General features: G+C 59.2%; 19 protein-coding genes. 9 read left to right on the forward strand and 10 right to left on the reverse strand.

The window, feature by feature from the left end; genetic code table 11:
- From A7K61_RS22825 to A7K61_RS22835, 3 genes are all read right to left on the reverse strand, one after another.
- A partial coding sequence (locus A7K61_RS22825; RefSeq protein WP_256558015.1) for a DUF6531 domain-containing protein occupies positions 1 to 1,395 on the reverse strand: 1,395 nt, incomplete at its 3' end.
- 198 nt (positions 1,396 to 1,593) lie between these two features.
- Positions 1,594 to 3,063 carry a methyl-accepting chemotaxis protein gene (locus A7K61_RS22830; protein ID WP_069558433.1) on the reverse strand — a complete coding sequence of 490 codons (1,470 nt, stop codon included), beginning with the start codon at positions 3,061 to 3,063 and terminating at the stop codon, positions 1,594 to 1,596.
- Between the two features lie 96 nt (positions 3,064 to 3,159).
- On the reverse strand, positions 3,160 to 3,966 hold the full coding sequence (locus tag A7K61_RS22835; protein WP_044274575.1) for a TatD family hydrolase: 807 nt from the start codon (positions 3,964 to 3,966) through the stop codon (positions 3,160 to 3,162).
- A 236-nt stretch (positions 3,967 to 4,202) separates the two neighbouring features.
- On the opposite strand from A7K61_RS22835, the gene A7K61_RS22840 reads away from it, so the two are divergent.
- The 3 genes from A7K61_RS22840 to A7K61_RS22850 all read left to right on the forward strand — a co-directional run bounded on the left by A7K61_RS22840 (position 4,203) and on the right by A7K61_RS22850 (position 6,730).
- Positions 4,203 to 5,624, forward strand: a complete 1,422-nt coding sequence (locus tag A7K61_RS22840) for a transglycosylase SLT domain-containing protein (RefSeq protein WP_044274574.1) — start codon at positions 4,203 to 4,205, stop codon at positions 5,622 to 5,624.
- A gap of 103 nt (positions 5,625 to 5,727) precedes the next feature.
- Positions 5,728 to 6,162 carry a DoxX family protein gene (locus A7K61_RS22845; protein ID WP_044274573.1) on the forward strand — a complete coding sequence of 145 codons (435 nt, stop codon included), beginning with the start codon at positions 5,728 to 5,730 and terminating at the stop codon, positions 6,160 to 6,162.
- 259 nt (positions 6,163 to 6,421) lie between these two features.
- A complete protein-coding gene (locus tag A7K61_RS22850) occupies positions 6,422 to 6,730 on the forward strand; it encodes a hypothetical protein (RefSeq protein ID WP_003189853.1) in 309 nt (102 codons plus the stop codon).
- A gap of 4 nt (positions 6,731 to 6,734) precedes the next feature.
- Here the strand turns inward: A7K61_RS22850 and A7K61_RS22855 are convergent, their stop codons facing one another.
- The 3 genes from A7K61_RS22855 to A7K61_RS22865 are packed head-to-tail and all read right to left on the reverse strand — an operon-like array spanning position 6,735 to position 10,137.
- Positions 6,735 to 8,471 carry a Gldg family protein gene (locus A7K61_RS22855; protein WP_069558434.1) on the reverse strand — a complete coding sequence of 579 codons (1,737 nt, stop codon included), beginning with the start codon at positions 8,469 to 8,471 and terminating at the stop codon, positions 6,735 to 6,737.
- Between the two features lie 17 nt (positions 8,472 to 8,488).
- Positions 8,489 to 9,214, reverse strand: coding sequence for an ABC transporter permease (locus A7K61_RS22860; protein ID WP_069558435.1), 726 nt, complete (start codon positions 9,212 to 9,214; stop codon positions 8,489 to 8,491).
- Positions 9,211 to 10,137 (reverse strand): ABC transporter ATP-binding protein, encoded by a 927-nt coding sequence (locus tag A7K61_RS22865; protein ID WP_069558436.1) that lies wholly within the window; start codon positions 10,135 to 10,137, stop codon positions 9,211 to 9,213. Before A7K61_RS22865 ends, A7K61_RS22860 begins: the two co-directional genes overlap by 4 nt.
- 240 nt (positions 10,138 to 10,377) lie before the next feature.
- On the opposite strand from A7K61_RS22865, the gene A7K61_RS22870 reads away from it, so the two are divergent.
- The gene (locus A7K61_RS22870) at positions 10,378 to 11,424 is read left to right on the forward strand and encodes a hypothetical protein (RefSeq protein ID WP_069558437.1); all 1,047 of its coding nucleotides are present in this window, start codon (positions 10,378 to 10,380) and stop codon (positions 11,422 to 11,424) included.
- Positions 11,425 to 11,548: 124 nt separating this feature from the next.
- Entirely contained in the window at positions 11,549 to 12,028 is a 480-nt protein-coding gene (gene greB, locus A7K61_RS22875) for a transcription elongation factor GreB (protein WP_069558441.1), read from the forward strand.
- A gap of 37 nt (positions 12,029 to 12,065) precedes the next feature.
- Here the strand turns inward: greB and A7K61_RS22880 are convergent, their stop codons facing one another.
- Both A7K61_RS22880 and A7K61_RS22885 read right to left on the reverse strand, forming a co-directional pair.
- Positions 12,066 to 14,576: an ABC transporter permease gene (locus A7K61_RS22880; RefSeq protein ID WP_047710388.1), complete on the reverse strand. Its 2,511-nt coding sequence runs from the start codon at positions 14,574 to 14,576 to the stop codon at positions 12,066 to 12,068.
- Positions 14,576 to 15,259, reverse strand: a complete 684-nt coding sequence (locus A7K61_RS22885; protein WP_003189864.1) for an ABC transporter ATP-binding protein — start codon at positions 15,257 to 15,259, stop codon at positions 14,576 to 14,578. The genes A7K61_RS22880 and A7K61_RS22885 overlap by 1 nt, the downstream gene beginning before the upstream one ends.
- Before the next feature lie 10 nt (positions 15,260 to 15,269).
- On the opposite strand from A7K61_RS22885, the gene A7K61_RS22890 reads away from it, so the two are divergent.
- The 3 genes from A7K61_RS22890 (at position 15,270) to A7K61_RS22900 (ending at position 17,270) form a co-directional block, all read left to right on the forward strand.
- Positions 15,270 to 15,875 (forward strand): arylesterase, encoded by a 606-nt coding sequence (locus tag A7K61_RS22890; protein WP_044274567.1) that lies wholly within the window; start codon positions 15,270 to 15,272, stop codon positions 15,873 to 15,875.
- A 58-nt stretch (positions 15,876 to 15,933) separates the two neighbouring features.
- On the forward strand, positions 15,934 to 16,227 hold the full coding sequence (locus A7K61_RS22895; protein ID WP_003189866.1) for a hypothetical protein: 294 nt from the start codon (positions 15,934 to 15,936) through the stop codon (positions 16,225 to 16,227).
- Between the two features lie 77 nt (positions 16,228 to 16,304).
- Complete coding sequence (locus A7K61_RS22900) at positions 16,305 to 17,270, forward strand: L,D-transpeptidase family protein (RefSeq protein WP_047710389.1); 966 nt, start codon at positions 16,305 to 16,307, stop codon at positions 17,268 to 17,270.
- Between the two features lie 178 nt (positions 17,271 to 17,448).
- On the opposite strand, the gene oprI is transcribed toward A7K61_RS22900, so the two are convergent.
- Positions 17,449 to 17,700, reverse strand: a complete 252-nt coding sequence (gene oprI / locus A7K61_RS22905; protein ID WP_003172710.1) for an outer membrane lipoprotei OprI — start codon at positions 17,698 to 17,700, stop codon at positions 17,449 to 17,451.
- Between the two features lie 612 nt (positions 17,701 to 18,312).
- On the opposite strand from oprI, the gene A7K61_RS22910 reads away from it, so the two are divergent.
- Positions 18,313 to 18,594: a GNAT family N-acetyltransferase gene (locus A7K61_RS22910; protein WP_003189869.1), complete on the forward strand. Its 282-nt coding sequence runs from the start codon at positions 18,313 to 18,315 to the stop codon at positions 18,592 to 18,594.
- A gap of 68 nt (positions 18,595 to 18,662) precedes the next feature.
- Here the strand turns inward: A7K61_RS22910 and A7K61_RS22915 are convergent, their stop codons facing one another.
- Complete coding sequence (locus A7K61_RS22915) at positions 18,663 to 19,739, reverse strand: 3-deoxy-7-phosphoheptulonate synthase (RefSeq protein WP_003189871.1); 1,077 nt, start codon at positions 19,737 to 19,739, stop codon at positions 18,663 to 18,665.
- Between the last annotated feature and the right edge of the window lie 11 nt (positions 19,740 to 19,750).

Raw genomic sequence — 19,750 nt, forward strand, 5'->3', positions numbered from 1 at the left:
ACAATCGACTTCCACCGCGCTGGTGCGGTACAGCCGCGTCCACTCAAACGGCAAGATCCCGTCCAACGCGCCATCGGTGAGGGTCAGCAATTCCTCGCCAGTGACCATCGACACCGGGCAACCGTGAGTGACCGTTTTATCCGCAGAAGCCGCCGCATCTCCTTTGGGATTTGAAGCCACAGCCGGCACATCATCGACAGGCTCCTGACGGACCAACGTCGTGCGCTGGGTCTTGCCGCGCACCATCGGCACCGGATTCGAAACCAGCGTGTCACCCGCCTTCAACGGCACCACCGGCACTGCCTTGACCGGCGTCGCCGCACTGCTCAGCAACACAGGCTTGGCGGTCTCAACATGCGTCTCCAGCCGAGGCCCCGAGACGTGTTTGGCCAGCATCTCCAACAACGCCCGCGCCCGCCCGGACTTGACGTGACTGAGCGTCTGCGCACCCAGGCGCAGCTGGACCCCAATGCCTCGCGTGGCCCAGATCAGCAACAGATTGATCAAGACTTCGCCGGTGATTTCACCCAGCAGTTCGTACATGTCAGGTGGCGGCAGCATGCGTACCCAGGCCACCAGCGCCGACAGGTAGATAAACAACAGCGGCTCATCACTGAGCACCAGCAAACCCTTGGCCAGCGTGTCTTTGCCCAGCGTGAGCAGCGCCTTCAGCTCAGCTTCGGACAGGTATTTCAGCAGCTTCTCGCTATTGGATTTGAGACTCGCGAGTAGGTCGTACAGCTCGGTGATGTTGTCCCACAGGTTATAAAGCGCGCTGCCAAGCCCGGCAGCAAAGGCCATGCCCTGTAACGCACTGCGCTTGTAAGCGGGCGCTTTGGCAAAGTCCGCCCATCGAGGCTTGAAGTGCTCGGCCCAGGCCTTGCGCAAATCCGCTTCTAGCCCGGCGATCACAGACTCATAGGACGCATACAGCGCCTGGACGTGAGCCTTGGAAACGTTGGGGTAAAAGGTGATTTCGTACGTCTGGTCGCGGGTACAGTCGTTGACTTCAAGAATGCCGCTGGGGCCAATGGTCCGATGCAGTGGCGCACCTACCGGGCTTCTGTCTCGTGCAACGGCTTGCAGCCTCACGGGCGTGTTGCCGATAGGCACGAACTGCGTGCTTTCGAACAGATGCACCAGGGTCAGCCTGCCCTGGGCTTTACATTGAGCGACCGTGCGACTGGGTTTTTTGGAAGAGGCCGGCGCGACCAGTGCGACCTGTTCTCCCACCTTGAATACCTGCTCCACGCTAAGTGTCGAACCACTTAAAAAGCTGTCGGTCCACTTATCAAAGGTATTCAGGCAGGTGCGGAAATCCGCGAATACGCGCTCAACCTTCGGCGCTTCGGGATCTAGGGGCACCAGTACCAGGTTGGCCAGCACCGAGATCAAGAGACAGCCCCATCCACCAGGGCTTTAACGAACACCACCATCTGCACTCCCTCGCGCTGTTTGATCAGGCGAGGGACTTTGCAGTGGTTGTCAGGTAAAAGAAGTCGGCGTTATTCGCGAGAGGAGCGAGGAAGTTTCGTCTTAATCTCAGGTAAATCGAGGCTTGGTCGTAGGAGTCGGATTACAGCTGGAACAGTCTTACAACTTCAACTGCCCAATCGCCTTGCTCAACTCCCCGGCCAGCGTCGCCAGTTCATTGCTGGTGGTCGCCGACGCCACGGTTTGATGTACGGTGTTTTCGGTCACATCGCGAATGCTCACCACGGCGCGGTTCATTTCTTCTGCGACATGGCTTTGTTGCTCGGCGGCCACAGCAATCTGGGTGTTGCTTTCGCGCATCTGTGCCACGGCCCCGGTGATTTCAGCCAGCGCGATGCCGGCTTCCTGGGCCTGCTGCACGCAGTCATCGGCCTTGAATGAGCTTTCCTGCATGAAGTCCACGGCGTCGCGGGTGCCGGCTTGCAGCGCCGAGACCATGCGGGTGATTTCGTCGGTGGAGCTTTGCACGCGCTTGGCCAGGTTGCGCACTTCATCGGCGACCACCGCGAAACCGCGGCCCATTTCCCCGGCGCGGGCGGCTTCGATGGCGGCGTTGAGGGCGAGCAGGTTGGTCTGTTCGGCGATGCTGTGGATCACCCCGACCACGCCGTTGATTTTCTGGCTGTCTTCGGCCAGTTTCTGGATCATTTCGGCGGTCTGCTGTACGCCACTGGACAGCCCGGCGATCGAGCGCTGCACCCGGGTGACCACTGCCTGGCCGCTGCCGGCGAGGGTGTCGGCGGACTGGGACAAGTCACGGGTGGCGCCCGCGTGCTGGGCGATGTGGTAGACGGTGGCGGTCATTTCGTTGATGGCGGTGGCGGCCTGGTCGGTTTCGCTCTGCTGGCCGAGCATGCCGTGTTGTACCTCGTTCATGCTGCTAGCCAGGCGTGCGGCGCCGTCGTCCAGTTGCCGGGCGGTGCGGGCCACGGTATTGACCACCCGCTGGTAGCCGGCTTGCATGGCGTTGAAGGCACTGGCCATCTGGCCGACTTCATCCTTGCAGGCCAATGGCACCCGCGCCGAGAGGTCGCCGGTTTTTTCAACGTGCAGCATCACATCCTTGAGGGTGTTGAGTTGACTGAGCAGGAAGCGGATCAACAACTGCGAGGCGCCGAGCATGGCCAGCATCAGCACGGCTACCGCGACGGCGTAATGAGTGAAGCGTTCACGGAACACTTGGCTCAGGCTCGGCGCGTAGGCCAGGACTGCGACCTGCTGGCCGCCGGCCCGGCTGATCACTTCGGCGCCGATCAGCGGGTTTTCACCGAACAACGGCATGGGGTTGAGTTCAGTCCAGCCGTTGGCAGTGCTCAGGGCGGGCAGATCCTGGGGGATCTGGCCTTTAGCAAAGGTGAGCCAGTGCTCACCCGTGGGCAAGGTTTTGTCGGCTGGCCAGGCGCTGAGCAGGCGCCCCTGAGCCTGGGCCGATGCCTGCGACGCCTGGCTGCGCGCCTGTTGTTCAAGCTGTACGGCGTACAGCACCAGCAGCAGGGTGGTGATAAAGGCGACCGCATTGACGGCCCAGAATTTGTATTTGAGCGAGATATTGCTAAGCCAGGCACCCATGGAAGGTTTTCTCTGATAGCGGAAACAGTATTGGCAAGGTGCCATTATTGTGCCGCTATTCAGAACAGCGCTTTTGACGTGGGTCAATGCGCCGCATTAATCCACGGCAGGCAAACCGAAAAAGCGCCGGGCGCAGGCGGTGCTGTGCAGCGCCAGGTCTTCCATTGTTTCGTTACGGTGCAAGGCCACTTCGCGCAGTACTTCGGGCAGGTACGCCGGCTCATTGCGACCATTTTTCGGCTTGGGGCGCAGGGTGCGTGGCAGCAGGTAGGGCGCATCGCTTTCCAGCATCAGACGACCTCGGGGAATTTCCCTTACCAGCGGATGCAGGTGAGTGCCACGGCGTTCGTCGCAGATCCAACCCGTGATGCCAATGTGCAAATCCAGGTCCAGGTAACTGAACAGTGCGGCCTGTTCACCGGTGAAGCAGTGCACCACGGCGGCAGGCAGGTGGTCGCGGTAGTCCTTGAGGATCTCCAGCAGACGCTGGTTGGCATCGCGCTCATGGAGAAATACCGGCAGTTGCAGCTCGACCGCCAGGGCCAGGTGTTCTTCGAGGACTTTTTCCTGCTGGGGGCGAGGGGAGAAGTCCCGGTTGAAATCCAGCCCGCATTCACCCACGGCGCGCACTCGGCTGTCGCCCAGCAAGCTGCGTAGACGTTGGGCGCTGTCGCTGTTCCAGTCGCTGGCAGAGTGGGGGTGAATGCCGGCAGTGCTGAACAGGCGCTGGCCGCTTTCGTCGAGTTTTACACACAGTTGCAGGGCCTGTTCGCTGCCCTCGACGCTGGTGCCGGTGAGTACCAATTGCTGCACGCCAGCGGCGTAGGCGCGTTCGAGAACGGCCGTGTGCCTCTCGTCGAAACTGGGGTTGGTCAGGTTGACGCCAATATCAATGAGTTGCATGGTGCTATCTCCGCCTGCGGCCGGAAAGCATATCAGAGCTGTAGATTGATAAGAAAAACCAAGAACTACAATGCGTTAACGCTGTCTTTGAACGTCGCAAGCGACATTGTGGTGGGCCGATTGCCTGCCACCGTGGCGCCGTTGCACGCCTTGCCAGCGCATAAAGCGCTCTGTTTCTGACCACCAGCACTGCGTTATTCGCGCAGGCGCTGGCCAGTTTTCTTTCCGGAGAGCGGATGATCCGACCCTCGGCGTTGCTTATGTTGTGCCTGACGTTATGGCTGCCCATGGCGGCGGTCGCACGTCTGGATGGGCCGCTGCAAGTGGCCAAACCCGGCAAGGTCCGCGACCTCGCGCAAATTCGCTCCAGCCGCACCCTGCGCGTCTTGGTCAACCAGAGCCGCAACAGTTCCGGTGAAGTGCAGGGCCAGGCCATCGGTGTCGAATACCATCGGTTGCGCGCCTTCGAGCAGTACCTCAACGGCCATGCCCGTGATGGGCAGGCCATCAACCTCAAGATCATCCCCAAGGCCAAGGATCAGTTGCTTGGCGCGCTGGCCCGCGGTGAAGGCGACCTGGTAGCGCCCGGTGAGTTGCTGGACGTGAAGGGCGTGCGCAAGGTCAGCGCCAGCGATCCAATTGTCAGCGATGTGCCGTTGTGGCTGGTGGGCGTCAAGGGTGAACGACGCTTTACCAAGTTGGAGCAACTGTCGGGTCGCACACTGACGCTGACCACCGGCAGTGCGGCGGCGGATGCCATCAGTCAGGTCAATCAAAAACTGGCTCTGCACAAGCGCCCACCGGTGAAAGTGGAATGGGTTGACCCCAGCCTGGCGGTGGAAGATGTCCTGGAGATGGTGCAGGCCGGGATTTTTCACCTGACGATTGTGGAAAAACCGATTGCCCAACGCTGGGCGAAAATCCTGCCCAAGTTGCGCTTTGACAAACAGGTAGTGATCAGCGAACCGGGCGACGAGTTCTGGTTTGTACGCCAGGACGCGTCGATGCTGCGCGCCAGCATTGATCGGTTTCTCAAGACCTATCACACGCCTTCCGACCAGGATGTGGCTTTCCAGCGTATCTATCGACGCCTCTACCAGGTCCGTAACCCATTGGCGCGGGCTGACCGCCAGCGCCTGGAAAAACTGCGCCCGGTTTTGCAAAAACATGCACGTGAGCAAGGTATGGACTGGCTGAACCTGGCGGCGTTGGCGTTCAAGGAGTCTTCCCTGGACCCAGGTGCGCGCAACAGCGGCGGCCCCACTGGCCTGATGCAGATCACGCCGTCGGCGGCCCAGCGGGTGGGGGTCAACAATATCGAGACGCTCGACAATAACGTGCAAGCGGGGGCACGTTACCTGGCGATGATCCGTCGCAAGTTTTTCGCCAGCCCCAAGCTCAATGAGCGCGAGCGCATGGCCTTTATGCTGGCAGCGTACAACATGGGGCCGGAGCGAGTGCAAGGCATGCGCACCGAGGCCAAGCGCCGTGGGCTTAACCCCAATCAGTGGTTTTTCCAGGTTGAACGCATTGCCATGGAGCAGGTAGGGATGGGCGGCGTCAGCTATGTTAATAGCGTCAACAAGTATTATTTGGCGTTCGATCGGGAGCGGGAGTCCCTGGAGCCGACAGCGGCCAAAATTGCCTCGCGTAAATAATCGAATTGTTAGATATTAATTAAGCAATATTTCGGCTTTTATCATTGTTTAAACTGATTAATATAGCGGCCAACCAACCCCTACCTGGAAAAGGATGTACCCCATGAGCCCAATGATTACCCGTGTACTGTCCACTCGCGCCGGTTATGGCCTGACTATTCTGCGCGTCTTCGTGGGCATCATCTTCGCTGCCCACGGCTCGCAAAAACTCTTCGGCTGGTTTGGCGGTGGTGGCCTGGCGGGCACCGCACAATGGATGGAAAGCATCGGCCTGGCGCCGGGTACGCTGATGGCGCTGCTGTCGGGCGGTACCGAGTTCTTCGCCGGCCTGGCCCTGATCATCGGTTTGCTGGTTCGCCCTGCTGCATTGGGCCTGACCTTCCTGACGCTGGTGGCGATTTTCTCTGTACACATCCACAACGGGCTGTTCATGGCCAACAACGGTTATGAGTTCGCACTGGCGTTGCTCGGTGGCGCTCTGGCGGTGTTGCTGGAAGGTGCGGGCAAATTGTCTGTCGACCGCGCGATCACTCACTGATCGTTTTGCAAGCTGCACAAAAGGCCCGCTGATGCGGGCCTTTTCGTTGCCCGGGATTCTTGACACTGCCCCACCGGCTTCTCTAGGATGCTGCTCATGCGCCGATTTAAACAGCTAATTGCGGGGCGCCACTGGGTCTCAATGCAGCCCGACAGAAGTACGCTTGCTCACGCTAGGCGTTCCTCGAAATACCGCTAAAGCGCTGGTTCGGTGTTGCCTCTCACCTGCCCGCAGACTTTTGAGGCAGAGACACGACACGATGAATGCACTACGCCCCCTCATACGCCTGGCCCCGATCACCGCGGACCTGACGCAACGCAATCCGAAAATCCTGTTGGGCGGTAAGCACCAGCCGACACTGCTGCGCTATCTGGACGGCTGGCCACGTCGTTCCGGTCGGCCCTCGGCGTTCCTGATCCAGTTTGTTGAAGACGGCGATTCACTGGCCCGTTTTGCCAGCGACAGTTTCGATCTGGCAGTGATTCAGGCACCGAGTGCCAGCAACGCCCATGAGGTGATCCACCAACTGACGCGCATTGCCCGGCAAGGGCTGATTGCCCGTCGGTGAGCGATTAGTGAAAGATCGCGGGGGTACGACGCCGGCGCTGGTGTAGGAAAAGTAACCAGGCAATCAGGCACAACAGCAGCGGAAGGGGCACGATTATCAGCCCTTTGAGCTGTCGCTCGAAACGCTGCACCGGGGCGTAGGCCTGCGCCTTGAGTGCATGCAACTCGATGGGCAACTGCAGGCGCTCCTTGTTCAGTGCCTGCAACTGGGTACTGGTATCCACCGCTTGGGTGATAAGCCGTGTGTGCGGTGGGTTCAGCTCTCGCCATGCTTGCTCCGTCTGCTCAAGTCGTCGCTCCAGCTCAAGCGAATTTTTCCGATACGCCTGTGCGGCTTGGTCCCGCATCTGATCCAGCCTGTGCAACGGTCGGTGCATGACACGGGGTCGAATGCGTTTGAGTGCGTCGGGCGCCGCCAGGTTATCCAATGCATTCAATACAAACTGCGCGTTGCCGTTGGGTCGTGCCTGGCTGAGAGTGTCCGCTAGCAGGTCAGTGTCGGCCACGACAACCATCTGAATCAGTTCTGCTTTTTGCAGCCCGGGCGGCTGGCCCTTGAAACCGTCGGGAAACGCTGAGTAAGCGGGCCCCTCAATGCGCGCTGCGATTACATGGCGCTGCCCTGAAGTTGCCGTTTCATCGATGAGCGAGTCGAATGTCGTCGCCGAGGCAAAGCGTTTTGCGTCTAACAGGGCCGATTGCCCTGAGCCCAGTAGAAGCGGGGTCAGCAGTGAGCGGCTCTTGGGCGCTAGCGAAAGCGCACCGCTGCTTGAGACGATGACACTGTCCAGTCCCCAGGTGCTGATATCCTTCGTGGCCATGGCCTGTCGTGGCAGGTGTAACCGGGCCGGGTGCAGTACCCGGGGCATTCCCGGACCGGGCGTGGCTGATGAGGCATAAAGATTGTCGATCAACAGCTTGTCCTCCGGCATCTGGATGCCCCACGCGTTCAGCAGCCCCTCCATTCTCGCGTTCGCTGACACGGCGTCAGCGCCTATCTCGCTCACGGGGTCGATGAACATCATCAACGGGGTGCCTTTCAATACCGATTGCTCAATGGCATATAAGGCCCGCTCAGGTAAAGCGTGCGGCTGTATGACCATCAATGTCGCGATGGATGGCGGTACCTGAGCGATGTTCGCCGCCAGTTCCACCACATTGAATTGCTCGCGCATCAACGCCAGCAACTCGCTGGCCGGTTTATCCAGCGACAGTCCCGACAGCAGGCCGACAGTGGCACGCTCAGGGCGCCCCAACTTATAGATCAGGTGGCTGATCTCATATTCAAGTAATGACTCGTGCTCAGGGCGGAACGCTTCGATGCGTTGGGCGCCTTGGCCAGCGCGGGTGCCGATAAGACCAAGAAATCCTTGTGTGTCATCAAGCCCGAACAAGCTGGCTTTGTAGGCGTCTTCAGAAAAGGGAGCGGGGTTTATGATATGTAAGTTGATCAGGCCGTTTGCCGCTTTTTCGAACGCCTTGAGCACGTCTTCGACGCGCCGGCCATAACGTTCTAATGCCTGGCTTTTTTGCGGCGCATTGAGGGTATTGAAGTAATACAGATCCAGTGGGCTTTCAAGTGAGGCAAGTAGTTGCCGCGTTGCTGGCGATAACGTATGGATTTTTTCTTGGGAAAAGTCCCATTGGACAGTAGGTAGTTTGGGTACCCAGACTAGATTGAGTGCCAGAAACAGCAGTGATATGACGAGAAGTGTCATACCCGCACGAAAAGCGGATCCCATCAGTGGTCTTCCTTTTCTCAACTGCTTTTGTAGTTGAGTGTGAGGGTGGTTGCAAACAGAAAAGCAACGATCATGCTGATAAAGTACAGGCTGTCATGCAGTGTGAGTCTGCCGTTATCCATCGCGCTGAAGCGGGCAATGGGATCCAGGGACATCAAACTGTCGATAACCCATATGGGTGCTTGTTGTTCAAGTGCATCCAGTACTGACGAAAGCCCACTGGCGGTCAGCAACAAGCCGAGGGTGACAAAGAAAATCAGCAGGCGTTGGTTGGCAAGTACACAGATGAAACAACCCACGGAAAGATAACTTCCCGCCAGCAACCAACTGGCCAGAAACTGCGAAGCGATAACGGTATTGTCAGGCGTGCCCAGATAATTGACGGCAATCACCAAGGGGAAGTTAAGCATCAGCGCAATGCCACAGACAGTCCATGCTGCGATAAATTTTCCGATCACTTGTTCCACTGAGGTGACAGGCAAGGCCTTCAGGGTGTCGTAAAAGCTGGCGTTGGATTCATCCGACCACAACTGCGTCGATAACAGGGGGACCAGCACCAAATAGAGCCAGGGATGCAGCTCGAAAAAGGCCTGCAGATCGCTGCTGTTGCGCTCCATCCATTGGTTGGAATGCAGTCCCAGCACTGCGCATAGCGCGAGAAAAATCGCCACGCTCAGATAGGTGCTGGGCGCGCAGGCATAGTTGGCGAGTTGTCGTTTGAAAATGACAGGTAGCAGTCTCAAGGTGTTACCTCTTGGCTCAGGTGGTGAACGACATCGTTCAGGCGACCCGGCTCCAGATTCATTGACGTGATGTTCCAGCCGCGATGGGTGATAAGCGCGTTGATTGCGGGAAATATGGAATGCCCAGGCATGGCAAGGACCGTCACCTTGCCGGGTGCATGTCGGTCTTCTTCGATGCCGGCGACGCCGGGCAATACGGCCAGCGCGAGCAAGTCCAGCGAGGTATCTGCTGCGAGGGTGACGGCCTGGAAATGCCGGGAGCTGCGCTGTAAGTCGGGCAGTGAGGCATCGGCCACCAGGCGGCCACCGGCCATAACCAAGGCACGGGTGCAGATGTCCGCCAGCTCCTGGTAATGGCGGGAGGCGATGATGATGGTCATTTCCTCGCTCAGGGACTCAATGAGTGCCCGGAACTTGAGCCGTTGATCAGGACAGAGCCCTTCTGTGGGTTCATCGAGCAGCAGCAGGCTTGGTGAATGCAGGAGCGCCTGGGCCATTGCCACTCTGCGCTTCAAACCGAGGGGAAGTACGCTGATGGCGCAGTCGAGCACGGGCAGCAGTTCCAGGCGTGCGGCGACCTGCGCCACCTGGCTGCGTTTTTCCAGCCCGCTCAAACCGCGAATGGCAGCAATGAAATTGAGCATGTGTTTGACGGACATCGTGTGATGGTCGAGGCCGCCTTGAAGTTGATAGCCAATGATTTTTTTGGCTTGAGTTGAATGGATATGGGTATTGAAACCTTGAATAGTGATGTGCCCGGCCGTCGGCTTGATCGCCCCGGCGATCAAGCTCAATAGTGTGGTTTTGCCTGCACCGCTCTCTCCCAGCAGGCCCACACACTCCTGGCGCTGGGCACAGAAGGACACGTTGCTGATTACGCGTGTTTTGCCCAGCTGTTTTGTCAGGTTGCTTATCTCGATCATGGTTTTACCGAATAAGTTTTGCAGGGCGTGTGAGAGGGGCCGGCAGTAGGGGGAAGTGCTTTAAAAAGGGTACGTTCAATATGAAGGCTTGGGAACGCGAAGTATGCTTAATAAGAAGAATCCTACGTTCGCTCCGATAATTCGCTGAAACAATTGTTTTGTTTTGAATACTTATTAATGTTCGGATGTTTATCGGATGTTTATATAAAGTTTTCTTTTTTGTAATGAGGCCTGATTACCATGATGCTTCTACGTACTCTTGTTCTTGAGCGCAACGATGAGGGGACGCCGGTTAACGGCGCCTTGTTGTGCGGGTTTGCTGTTACGCAAACGGCGTCCAACTTTCTGGTGTACAGCCTGGATGAGGAGGCGGAGCCCGGCCACTCCAGGGTTTATGTCGCCGCATTACGTAAAAAGATTGAACGGTATTTCCTGGGAGGCGTTGATTCCAAAGAGGACCTGCAATTAGCCATGCAAGTCTTCAAACAGATCTTGACGATGGCAGCCGCAGCCGGCTCGAAGACGACGCCCATTGCCGAACCTCAGGTTCCCTTTCATTTCATTGATTTGAAAGGCTGCCGGTTACCGCCGGCCAGGCCAGAGGATCACCACTCGGTGATCATCAAGAAGGCTCTGGTCATGAAGGTCATCACCCTGGGCATGTCAGCCCCTGCGTTGCCTGCGATCGAAAGCAGTGCAGTGATCGTGCCGTCCATTCGCTTCTCGTCGCAAATGGTTGCGCCGCCGCGAAATCCGCGCTCAGCCAAGACTGCGCCGCAGCCTATGGATGAAAACACCGTTGAGGAACCGGCGCGGTCGCTGGTCGCGATACCGCAGGAGCAGGTAGAGAGCAGTGCGTCGCCTGTTCCGGTTGAACAAGATGACAGTCACTTTGAGTCAGACAACCTGCGGTTGGACCCACCTGAGCCGGAGTCCGAACCCTGGGACCCGCCTGCTCAGCTGGACCATACCTCTTTGCTCGAAATGGACAGCGCACTGAGCAACCTGGCCAAGGTCGCCCAGGAACTGACGCAAAAAAAATGCGCAGTACTGGAGAAGGAACAGATGCTCGAACAGTGGCAGGCGCGATTGCAACAGCAGCAGAGCCAACTGGAAGAAAAGGGCCGTGAACTTGAGCAGCGCCATGCCTATTTGCAGGAGCAGGGGCTGGAGGTCAGCCAGAAGGCCGAAAAGCTGGCGATGATGATGTTGCAGTTGTCGGGTATGCGCCAGCGTATGCAGGGCACGTTGCTTGAGTTGGATCAAGTGCTGGAGGGGCATGGGTGAGGTAATGGGGCGCCGGCCTGGATACTTTCCAGGGTTCATTTATCATCAGTCCCAGCCAGCCGCTGCCTGGGCATGATGCCCTGGCATAACGGCACCATTGGACATTGCCTGGGGATGCAAGCGTTTGAGTACCAAGCTGATTACCAAAGAAGGTCATGAAGCGCTGAAAAAAGAGCTGGATTACCTGTGGCGTGAAAAGCGTCCGGATACCACGCGCAAAGTGACCTGGGCGGCCTCCCTGGGAGATCGCAGTGAAAACGCCGATTACCAGTACAACAAGAAGCTCTTGCGCGAGATAGACCGGCGCGTGCGTTACCTGCGCAAACGCCTGGAAGACATGCGGGTGGTGGAGTACATGCCCGAGCAGGAGGGAAAGGTATTTTTCGGCGCATGGGTCGAAATCGAAAACGAACAGGGCGAGACCAAGTGTTTTCGCATCGTCGGTTATGACGAGATCTACGACCGTATGGATTACATCTCCATCGACTCACCCATGGCACGGGCTCTGCTGCGCAAGGAGGTGGATGACGAAGCAGTCGTACAGACCCCCGGCGGAGAGGTGTGCTGGTGGATCACCAAGATCGAATATGTGAAGCCCGCCTGATGGCTCGTACCTTGGCTGGGTACGTGCCATCCGGGTTTCAGCCTTCGCGCAATACGGTCAGCGGGCTGGCATTCAGCGCACGGCGCGTGCCGAACACTCCGGCAGCGCCAATCAACAAAGCACCGATCACGGGCAGCAGCAACAGCCACGGGTGGGGATGCCACGCCAGGTCAAAGGCATAGCGGTACAGCACCCAGGTCACCAGTTCGGTGCCCAGTGCCGCCAACAAGCCGCTGACCGCCCCCAACAGGCCGAATTCGATGCGGCGGGCCTTGACCAGCAACTTACGCTCGGCACCTAGGGCGCGCAGCAATGCACCCTGGCGGATTCGTTCATCCAGGGTGGCCTGCAGGCCAGAGAACAACACCGCCATGCCCGCCGCGAGTACAAACAACAGCACGTATTCGACGGCCAAGGTCACTTGGGCAAGGATGCTGCGCAACTGCTCCAGCAGGGCCTCGACCTGCAGGATAGTGACCGCCGGGAAGGCCCGCGACAGGTCGACGATCTGTTGGTCATGGCCGGGAGCCAGATAGAAGCTGGTGAGGTAGGTCGCGGGCAGATCTTTCAGGGTGCCCGGTTGGAAAATCATGAAGAAGTTAGGCTGGAAGTTATCCCAGTTGATGGTCCGCAGGCTGGTGACCCGCGCCTCACGGTTTTCCCCTCCGATGGTGAACACCAGATGGTCGTTGAGCTTGAGCTTCAGGCTCTCGGCCACCTTGGCTTCCACCGACACGCCAGGAACCCCATCAGTGGGTTGCGCCGACCACCAGCTACCTGCCGTCAGGACGTTACCCGCTGGCAAGTCGGCTGCCCAGGTCAGGCTCAGGTCGCGTTGAGTGGCACGGTCGCCGCTGGAGTCCTTGCTGACAATCTCCTGCACCGGTTCGCCATTGATGCTGATCAAGCGCCCTGGCACCACCGGGTAAAGCGGCGCCGCTTGCGCCTGGACGTCCAGCAGGCGGGCGCCAAAGGCGTCCTTGTCGGCCGGCAGGATATTCAGGGCGAAGTAGTTGGGTGCATCCTTGGGCAACTGGTTTTGCCAAGTGTCGAGCAATTCGCCCCGCAACAGCGCGATCAACCCCATGGAGAGCAGGATCAAGCCAAACGCCAGGGACTGGCCTGCCGCCGCCAACGGGTGACGCAACAACTGGCCCAGGCCCAGGCGCCAGGGCAGGGAGGCGCGAGCCAATAACCGCCGCAGGCTTTGCAACAACAGCAACAGCAAGCCACCCAGGAGCAGCGCAGCCACCACACCGCCGCCGAGTAACGCGAAGGTCAATACCAAATCCAGACTCAGGCGCCACATGATCAGGCCCAAGGCAAACAGTGCCGCGCCGTAGACCATCCAGGTGCTTGAAGGAATAGGCAGCAAATCGCGGCGCAACACCCGCAGCGGCGGTACCCGGCCCAGTGCGGCCAGCGGCGGCAGGGCGAAGCCGGCGAGGGCGACCAGCCCGGTACCGATCCCGGCGACGGCCGGCAGCAGCCCGCCCGGCGGTACGTCGGCGGGCAGCAGGTCGTGCAGGAAATAGAACAGGCCAAACTGCGCCAGCCAGCCGAGCAGGGCGCCGGCCAGGCTTGCCAGCAAGCCCAGCACACTCAGTTGCAGGGTGAACAACAACATCGCTTCACGGCGCGACAGGCCCAGGCACCGCAACAACGCGCTGGCATCGAAACGTCGGCTGGCGAAGCGGTTGGCCGACAGCGCCACGGCCACGCCAGCCAGCAGCACGGCCACCAGGCTGGCCATGTTCAGGTAGCGTTCGGCCTTGCCCAGCGCGCCGCCGATTTGCTGGTTGCCATCGCGGGAGTCCTGCAGGCGCTGGTTGGCGGCCAGGCCCGGTTTGACCAGGTCGCGATAGGTTTGCAGCGCAGTGCTGCCTTGCGGCGCACGCCATAGTTCGCGGTAGCTCACCCGGCTGCCTGGCTGCACGACACCGGTGGCGTCCAGGTCCGCCAGGTTGATCATGACCCTGGGCGTGAGGCTGTAGAAGTTGCCGGCGCGGTCGGGCTCATAGGTCAGGATGCGCGCCAAACGCAGGGTCTTCATGCCGACATCAATGCTGTCGCCGACTTTCAGGTCCAGCGCCGTCAGCAATCGTGCTTCCACCCAGGCTTCGCCGGGTTTTGGGCCACCGCCCGGAACTTCAGCGCCGAAGGGCTCGGTGCTGCTTTTAAGCTCGCCACGCAACGGGTACTGCTCGTTGACCGCTTTGATGCTGGAAAGCTGGATGCCATTGTCGGTGGCGATAACGCTGGAGAACTCCACGATGCGAGCGTGATCCAGGCCCAGTTCGGTCCCTGATTTGATTTGCTCGGGACGGGCCGGCGAGCTGCCTTCGAGCACCAGGTCGGCGCCGAGGAACTCGGTGGCACGCAGCAGCATGGCGCCGTTGAGGCGCGCACCAAAGTAGCCGATGGCGGTGCTGGCGGCCACGGCCACCAGCAGGGCAAAGAACAACACGCGCAATTCACCGGCGCGGGCATCGCGCAGTAACTGACGCATGGCAAGGCTGAACAGACGCAACAGCGGCAAACGTGCCATCAAGGCTCCAGGGGCGCGACCATCAGGCCGGCTTCAAGGCGGATCAGGCGTCGGCAACGATGGGCCAGGCGCTCGTCATGGGTGACCAGTACCAGGGTCGTGCCGCTCTCTTTATTCAACTCGAACAGCAGGTCGCTGATGCGCTCGCCAGTATGGCTGTCGAGGTTGCCGGTGGGCTCGTCGGCGAACAGCACGTCCGGTTCGGCGGCAAACGCGCGGGCGATCGCCACCCGTTGTTGTTCGCCACCGGACAACTGGCGAGGCGAGTGGGTCAGGCGTTGGCCCAGGCCTACGCGCTCCAGCAGGTGTTTGGCGCGCTCGCGGGCGTCCTGGCGACCGTCCAGCTCCAGCGGCAGCATCACGTTTTCCAGCGCGTTCAAGCTGTCGAGCAACTGGAAAGATTGGAATACGAAGCCCACATGCTCGGCACGGATGCGTGCGCGCTGGTCTTCGTCGAGGGTGCTCAGGGCTTGCCCGGCCAGGGTGACTTCGCCGCTGCTGGGCAGGTCGAGGCCGGCCAGCAGGCCCAGTAGGGTGGATTTGCCGGAACCGGAGCTGCCGACGATAGCCAGGCTATCGCCCTTGTTCAGTTCCAGGCTCAGTTCGTGCAGGATAGTCAGTTCACCTTCCGCGCTGGGAACCACTTTGCTAAGGTTTCGCGCGGTGAGAATGCTTGCGCCCATGGAGAATCCGATGCGAGTGTGGTTTTTGAGTGCTGGCCTGGCCTTGATGTGCATGGCCCAGAACGCAGCGGCGGGTACAGTCCTGATCGTTGGCGATAGTATCAGTGCCGGTTTCGGCCTGGATACCCGCAAGGGGTGGGTCGCGTTGCTGGAGCAACGGCTCAAGCAGGAGGGTTTTGACGATAAAGTCGTCAATGCTTCCATCAGTGGCGACACCAGTGCAGGGGGCCTCGCGCGGCTGCCGGCGGCGCTTGCGGCGCATAAACCGGATGTGGTGGTGATCGAGTTGGGTGGCAACGATGGCTTGCGCGGCCAGCCGCCCGCGCAATTGAAACAAAATCTTGCGTCGATGATTGACCAGTCCAAGGCCGGTGGTGCCAAGGTGCTGCTGCTGGGGATGCAGATTCCGCCCAATTACGGCAAGCGCTATGTCGAAGCCTTTGCCAAGGTGTTCGGTGATGTCGCAGAGGAAAAAAAGGTGCCGTTGGTGCCGTTTTTCCTCGAAGGCGTCGGCGGCCATCCGGAGTTGATGCAGGCTGACGGGCTGCATCCGTCAGTCGCCGCTCAGGACAAGTTGCTGGAAAATGTCTGGCCAACGCTAAAACCGCTGTTATGACGCTTTTCTACCGGCAGGCTTTCGGCTAAGGTGGCGCCCCCCCGATTTGGAGCCCTCGATGTCGCGCCCTGCCTGGTCCCTGTTTAACTACCAACTGATCGAGCCGGACGAGCAGCTGGACCTGTTCGCCTGCCAGGAAGTGCGGGTGCATTTGGTGGCGCGTCAATTGGAACTGGGCGGCTCCATTGATCGCACGCTCTGCGGCACTTTATTGCCGGCACAGCCACGCTGGTCATCGGTCAACCGCTCGATTTTCCAAGACCAGCGACTCTGTCCTTTATGCCGGGCGATTCTCGAATCGCAAAAGCGCGGCACGCCGCCGATCTGGCCGGAGCTGCGCTTCGAGCTATAAACAGCTTGAAGCTTGGCGCTGCGAAGCCGTATACAATCAATTTTTCCCTACCCGTCGTCTTGCGAAGGATTTTCCGGATGTTGTCGCGCCTTTCCGTCGTCACCTGCTGCCTGTCTCTTGCTGCGCTTTGTGCGGCGGGTTCAGCGGCGGCCTTGCAGTTGCCCTTGCCACCGCCCGGTGAGGACATTGTCGGTCAGGTCCAAGTGATCAAGGCCAAGTACGAAGACACCTTTGCCGACCTGGGTACTACCTACGACCTGGGCTATTCGGAAATGGTCGCGGCCAACCCGGGTGTTGATGCCTGGTTGCCGGGAGCGGGCACCGAGATTGTGCTGCCCACACGCTTTATCCTGCCGCCCGGGCCGCGGGAAGGCATTGTGATCAACCTGGCGGAATACCGGCTTTACTACTATCCAAAAGGCCAAAACGTCGTCTATACCTTCCCGCTGGGTATTGGCCGAGAAGGCTGGGGCTCGCCGATTGCTCATACCAGTATCATCGCCAAGACGCCCAACCCGACCTGGACGCCACCGGCCTCGATCAAGGCCGAGCACGCCGCCAACGGTGATCCGCTGCCCAACGTGGTGCCTGCCGGCCCCGATAACCCACTGGGGCCGTTCAAGTTCACCCTGGGCACGCCGGGTTACCTGATCCACGGCTCCAACATGAAGTTTGGCATTGGCACGCGTACCAGCCACGGTTGCTTCCGCATGTTCAATAACAACGTGTTGGAAATGGCGGGCATGGTGCCGGTGGGCACGTCAGTGCGCATCATCAACGACGCGTACAAGTTCGGCAGCAGTGGTGGCAAGGTCTACCTTGAGGCCCACACGCCGTTGAATGATGACGGTACGCCATCGGTGGTCGACAAGCACACCGCAGTTATCAATGCGTTGCTCAAGCGCGAAGACCTGTCCAATAACCTGCGGGTCAACTGGGACCAGGTACGTGATGTGGTCGCCGCCGAGGATGGCTTGCCGACCGAAATTGGTGTGCCAGGCGGCGCATCTGTGGTATCCAGCACCCCGCTCGATCTTCAATAATCGGCCTGAGCGAATATCCCTGTGGGAGCGGGCTTGCTCGCGAAGACGTCGGCCCAGCAAACATTGATGTTGACTGATCCACCGCTTTCGCGAGCAAGCCCGCTCCCACATGCCAAATCAAAGGCAAAAAAAAGCCGACCCATAAATGGATCGGCTTGATAACAACCCCGAAGGATTATTACTTGCGGCTTGCTTTTTCAAGCATGCGCAGAGCGCGCTCGTTAGCTTCGTCAGCAGTCTGTTGTGCTTTTTGAGCAGCAGCCAGAGCTTCATCAGCTTTACGGTAGGCTTCGTCTGCACGGGCCTGGGAGCGAGCTGCTGCGTCTTCAGTTGCAGTCAGACGAGCTTCGGTTTCTTTGGAGACGCTGCTGCAACCGGTAGCCAGAACTGCGGCCAGAGCCAGAGCAGAGAATTTCAGAACGTTGTTCATCGTGTTCCCCTTCAAGGACTTTCAATTTAATGGCTACTTTCTCAGAGTGAGCTAATAGCCGGCGTACATACTACCCATTACTTGTAGTAAGTAAACTGACGTTGCGCAAGAAGCAAAAAAAATTCTTGTGCCGAATCTATTTTGGCTAATCTTTTGACGGTTTGTATGAAAACCGTCCAATTTTTTGCGCCTCGACGAACATTGGATCCAGGCTGAAAGGGCCGGCCCGCATGTGTTAAGCCTTGTAAACAGATGAAATTTTATATAACGAAGCGGGGCACTTTGGTTGCCCTTGGCTTTACTGCGCCAGGCATCTTTTGCGCATCTAGAGGTGACTTTAAGAGCGCCAGTTCGTCTCAAGGTTCAACTGCCGGCAATGTTCAGGCTATCGGTCACCGATTGATCGAGGCCCTTTCTATATCCACCAGCGGCGGGGAATGACGAGTGCGCCTTGAGCAATTTCAGGATTGGTGCCTACTATTCCCTATGTGCTGGTTGTGAGCGCTCACGGTTTTCTCGCTGTCGAAACCGGCACGGGGTGGCGTAGATGTTCCTTCGCCGGAAAAACATCGGTAAGGTAGGGTCGTTAATTCAGACCCGCGAGGAGTAGTGATGAGCGAGGCGTTGTCCATCCACCATGACCAGGCTGGTCATCAGTTCGAGACCAATGTGGACGGTCATCGTGCCTACCTGACCTACATGGACCTCGGGAAGCAGACCCTGGATATCTATCGCACCTTCGTGCCCAACGCACTGCGGGGGCGAGGCATCGCGGCTGCGTTGACCGAGGAAGCCTTGAAGTTTGCCGAAGAGGCCGGCTACACGGTGATCCCGTCGTGCTCCTATGTCGAACGCTACATGGAGCGCCACCAGCGCCATGCCGCCAAGCTGTAACTGACCAGTTGCCAATAAAAACGCCGGGCTTAGCCCGGCGTTTTTGTGTGCGCGAAACAGGTACAGGCTCAGGTGCGTTTGCGCTGGGGCAACACGTCCTTGAGTTTGGCATGCATGCTGCGCAGGGTGGTTTCGGTGGCGGACCAGTCGATACAGGCGTCGGTGATCGACACGCCGTACTGCAAGTCGGCCAGGTCTTTTGGAATCGCCTGGCAACCCCAGTTCAAATGGCTCTCTACCATCAAGCCGATGATCGACTGGTTACCTTCCAGGATCTGGTTGGCAACGTTCTCCATCACCAACGGCTGCAACGCCGGGTCTTTGTTGGAGTTGGCGTGGCTGCAGTCGACCATGATGTTTGGCTTGATCTTGGCCTTGTTCAGCGCCTGTTCGCACAGGGCGACGCTGACCGAATCATAGTTGGGCTTGCCATTGCCGCCACGCAGCACCACGTGACCGTAGGCGTTGCCCTTGGTGGTCACGATGGACACGCCGCCTTCCTGGTTGATGCCCAGGAAACGGTGAGGGCTGGAGACCGATTGCAGCGCATTGATCGCCACGGTCAGGCCGCCGTCGGTGCCGTTCTTGAAGCCTACGGCCGAGGACAGGCCGGACGCCATTTCGCGGTGGGTCTGGGATTCGGTGGTGCGTGCGCCGATGGCCGACCAGCTGATCAGGTCCTGCAGGTATTGCGGGGAGATCGGGTCGAGGGCTTCGGTGGCAGTGGGCAGGCCCATTTCAGCCAGGTCCAGCAGCAGCTTGCGACCGATGTGCAAGCCGTCCTGGATCTTGAAGGAGTCGTCCAGGTACGGGTCGTTGATCAAGCCTTTCCAGCCGACGGTGGTACGCGGCTTCTCGAAATACACGCGCATGACCAAGTACAAGGTGTCGGACACTTCAGCCGCCAGCACCTTGAGGCGCTCGGCATATTCGTGGGCGGCCTTGAGGTCGTGGATAGAGCAGGGCCCGATCACCACGAAGAGGCGGTGGTCGGTGCCGTCGAGAATGTCACGGATGACTTCGCGGCCCTTGGTGACGGTCTGCAAGGCAGCGTCGCTCAGGGGGATTTCGCGCTTGAGCTGATCGGGGGTGATCAGGGTCTCGTTGGATTCAACGTTAAGGTCATTGATCGGTAAATCAGCCATCGTGTTACTCG

This window comes from Pseudomonas sp. AP42, assembly GCF_001728935.1.
In the GTDB taxonomy this organism is placed as follows: domain Bacteria; phylum Pseudomonadota; class Gammaproteobacteria; order Pseudomonadales; family Pseudomonadaceae; genus Aquipseudomonas; species Aquipseudomonas lactis.

Bases quoted from the DNA above. Each gene is read 5' to 3' on its own strand.
- A7K61_RS22840 (WP_044274574.1), top strand. From the start codon at position 4,203: ATGATCCGACCCTCGGCGTTGCTTATGTTGTGCCTGACGTTATGGCTG.
- A7K61_RS22895 (WP_003189866.1), top strand. From the start codon at position 15,934: ATGTCGCGCCCTGCCTGGTCCCTGTTTAACTACCAACTGATCGAGCCG.
- A7K61_RS22880 (WP_047710388.1), bottom strand. From the start codon at position 14,576: ATGGCACGTTTGCCGCTGTTGCGTCTGTTCAGCCTTGCCATGCGTCAG.
- A7K61_RS22870 (WP_069558437.1), top strand. From the start codon at position 10,378: ATGATGCTTCTACGTACTCTTGTTCTTGAGCGCAACGATGAGGGGACG.
- oprI (WP_003172710.1), bottom strand. From the start codon at position 17,700: ATGAACAACGTTCTGAAATTCTCTGCTCTGGCTCTGGCCGCAGTTCTG.
- A7K61_RS22890 (WP_044274567.1), top strand. From the start codon at position 15,270: ATGCGAGTGTGGTTTTTGAGTGCTGGCCTGGCCTTGATGTGCATGGCC.
- A7K61_RS22865 (WP_069558436.1), bottom strand. From the start codon at position 10,137: ATGATCGAGATAAGCAACCTGACAAAACAGCTGGGCAAAACACGCGTA.
- A7K61_RS22835 (WP_044274575.1), bottom strand. From the start codon at position 3,966: ATGCAACTCATTGATATTGGCGTCAACCTGACCAACCCCAGTTTCGAC.
- A7K61_RS22915 (WP_003189871.1), bottom strand. From the start codon at position 19,739: ATGGCTGATTTACCGATCAATGACCTTAACGTTGAATCCAACGAGACC.
- A7K61_RS22900 (WP_047710389.1), top strand. From the start codon at position 16,305: ATGTTGTCGCGCCTTTCCGTCGTCACCTGCTGCCTGTCTCTTGCTGCG.
- A7K61_RS22885 (WP_003189864.1), bottom strand. From the start codon at position 15,259: ATGGGCGCAAGCATTCTCACCGCGCGAAACCTTAGCAAAGTGGTTCCC.
- A7K61_RS22850 (WP_003189853.1), top strand. From the start codon at position 6,422: ATGAATGCACTACGCCCCCTCATACGCCTGGCCCCGATCACCGCGGAC.
- A7K61_RS22845 (WP_044274573.1), top strand. From the start codon at position 5,728: ATGAGCCCAATGATTACCCGTGTACTGTCCACTCGCGCCGGTTATGGC.
- A7K61_RS22910 (WP_003189869.1), top strand. From the start codon at position 18,313: ATGAGCGAGGCGTTGTCCATCCACCATGACCAGGCTGGTCATCAGTTC.
- A7K61_RS22855 (WP_069558434.1), bottom strand. From the start codon at position 8,471: ATGGGATCCGCTTTTCGTGCGGGTATGACACTTCTCGTCATATCACTG.
- A7K61_RS22830 (WP_069558433.1), bottom strand. From the start codon at position 3,063: ATGGGTGCCTGGCTTAGCAATATCTCGCTCAAATACAAATTCTGGGCC.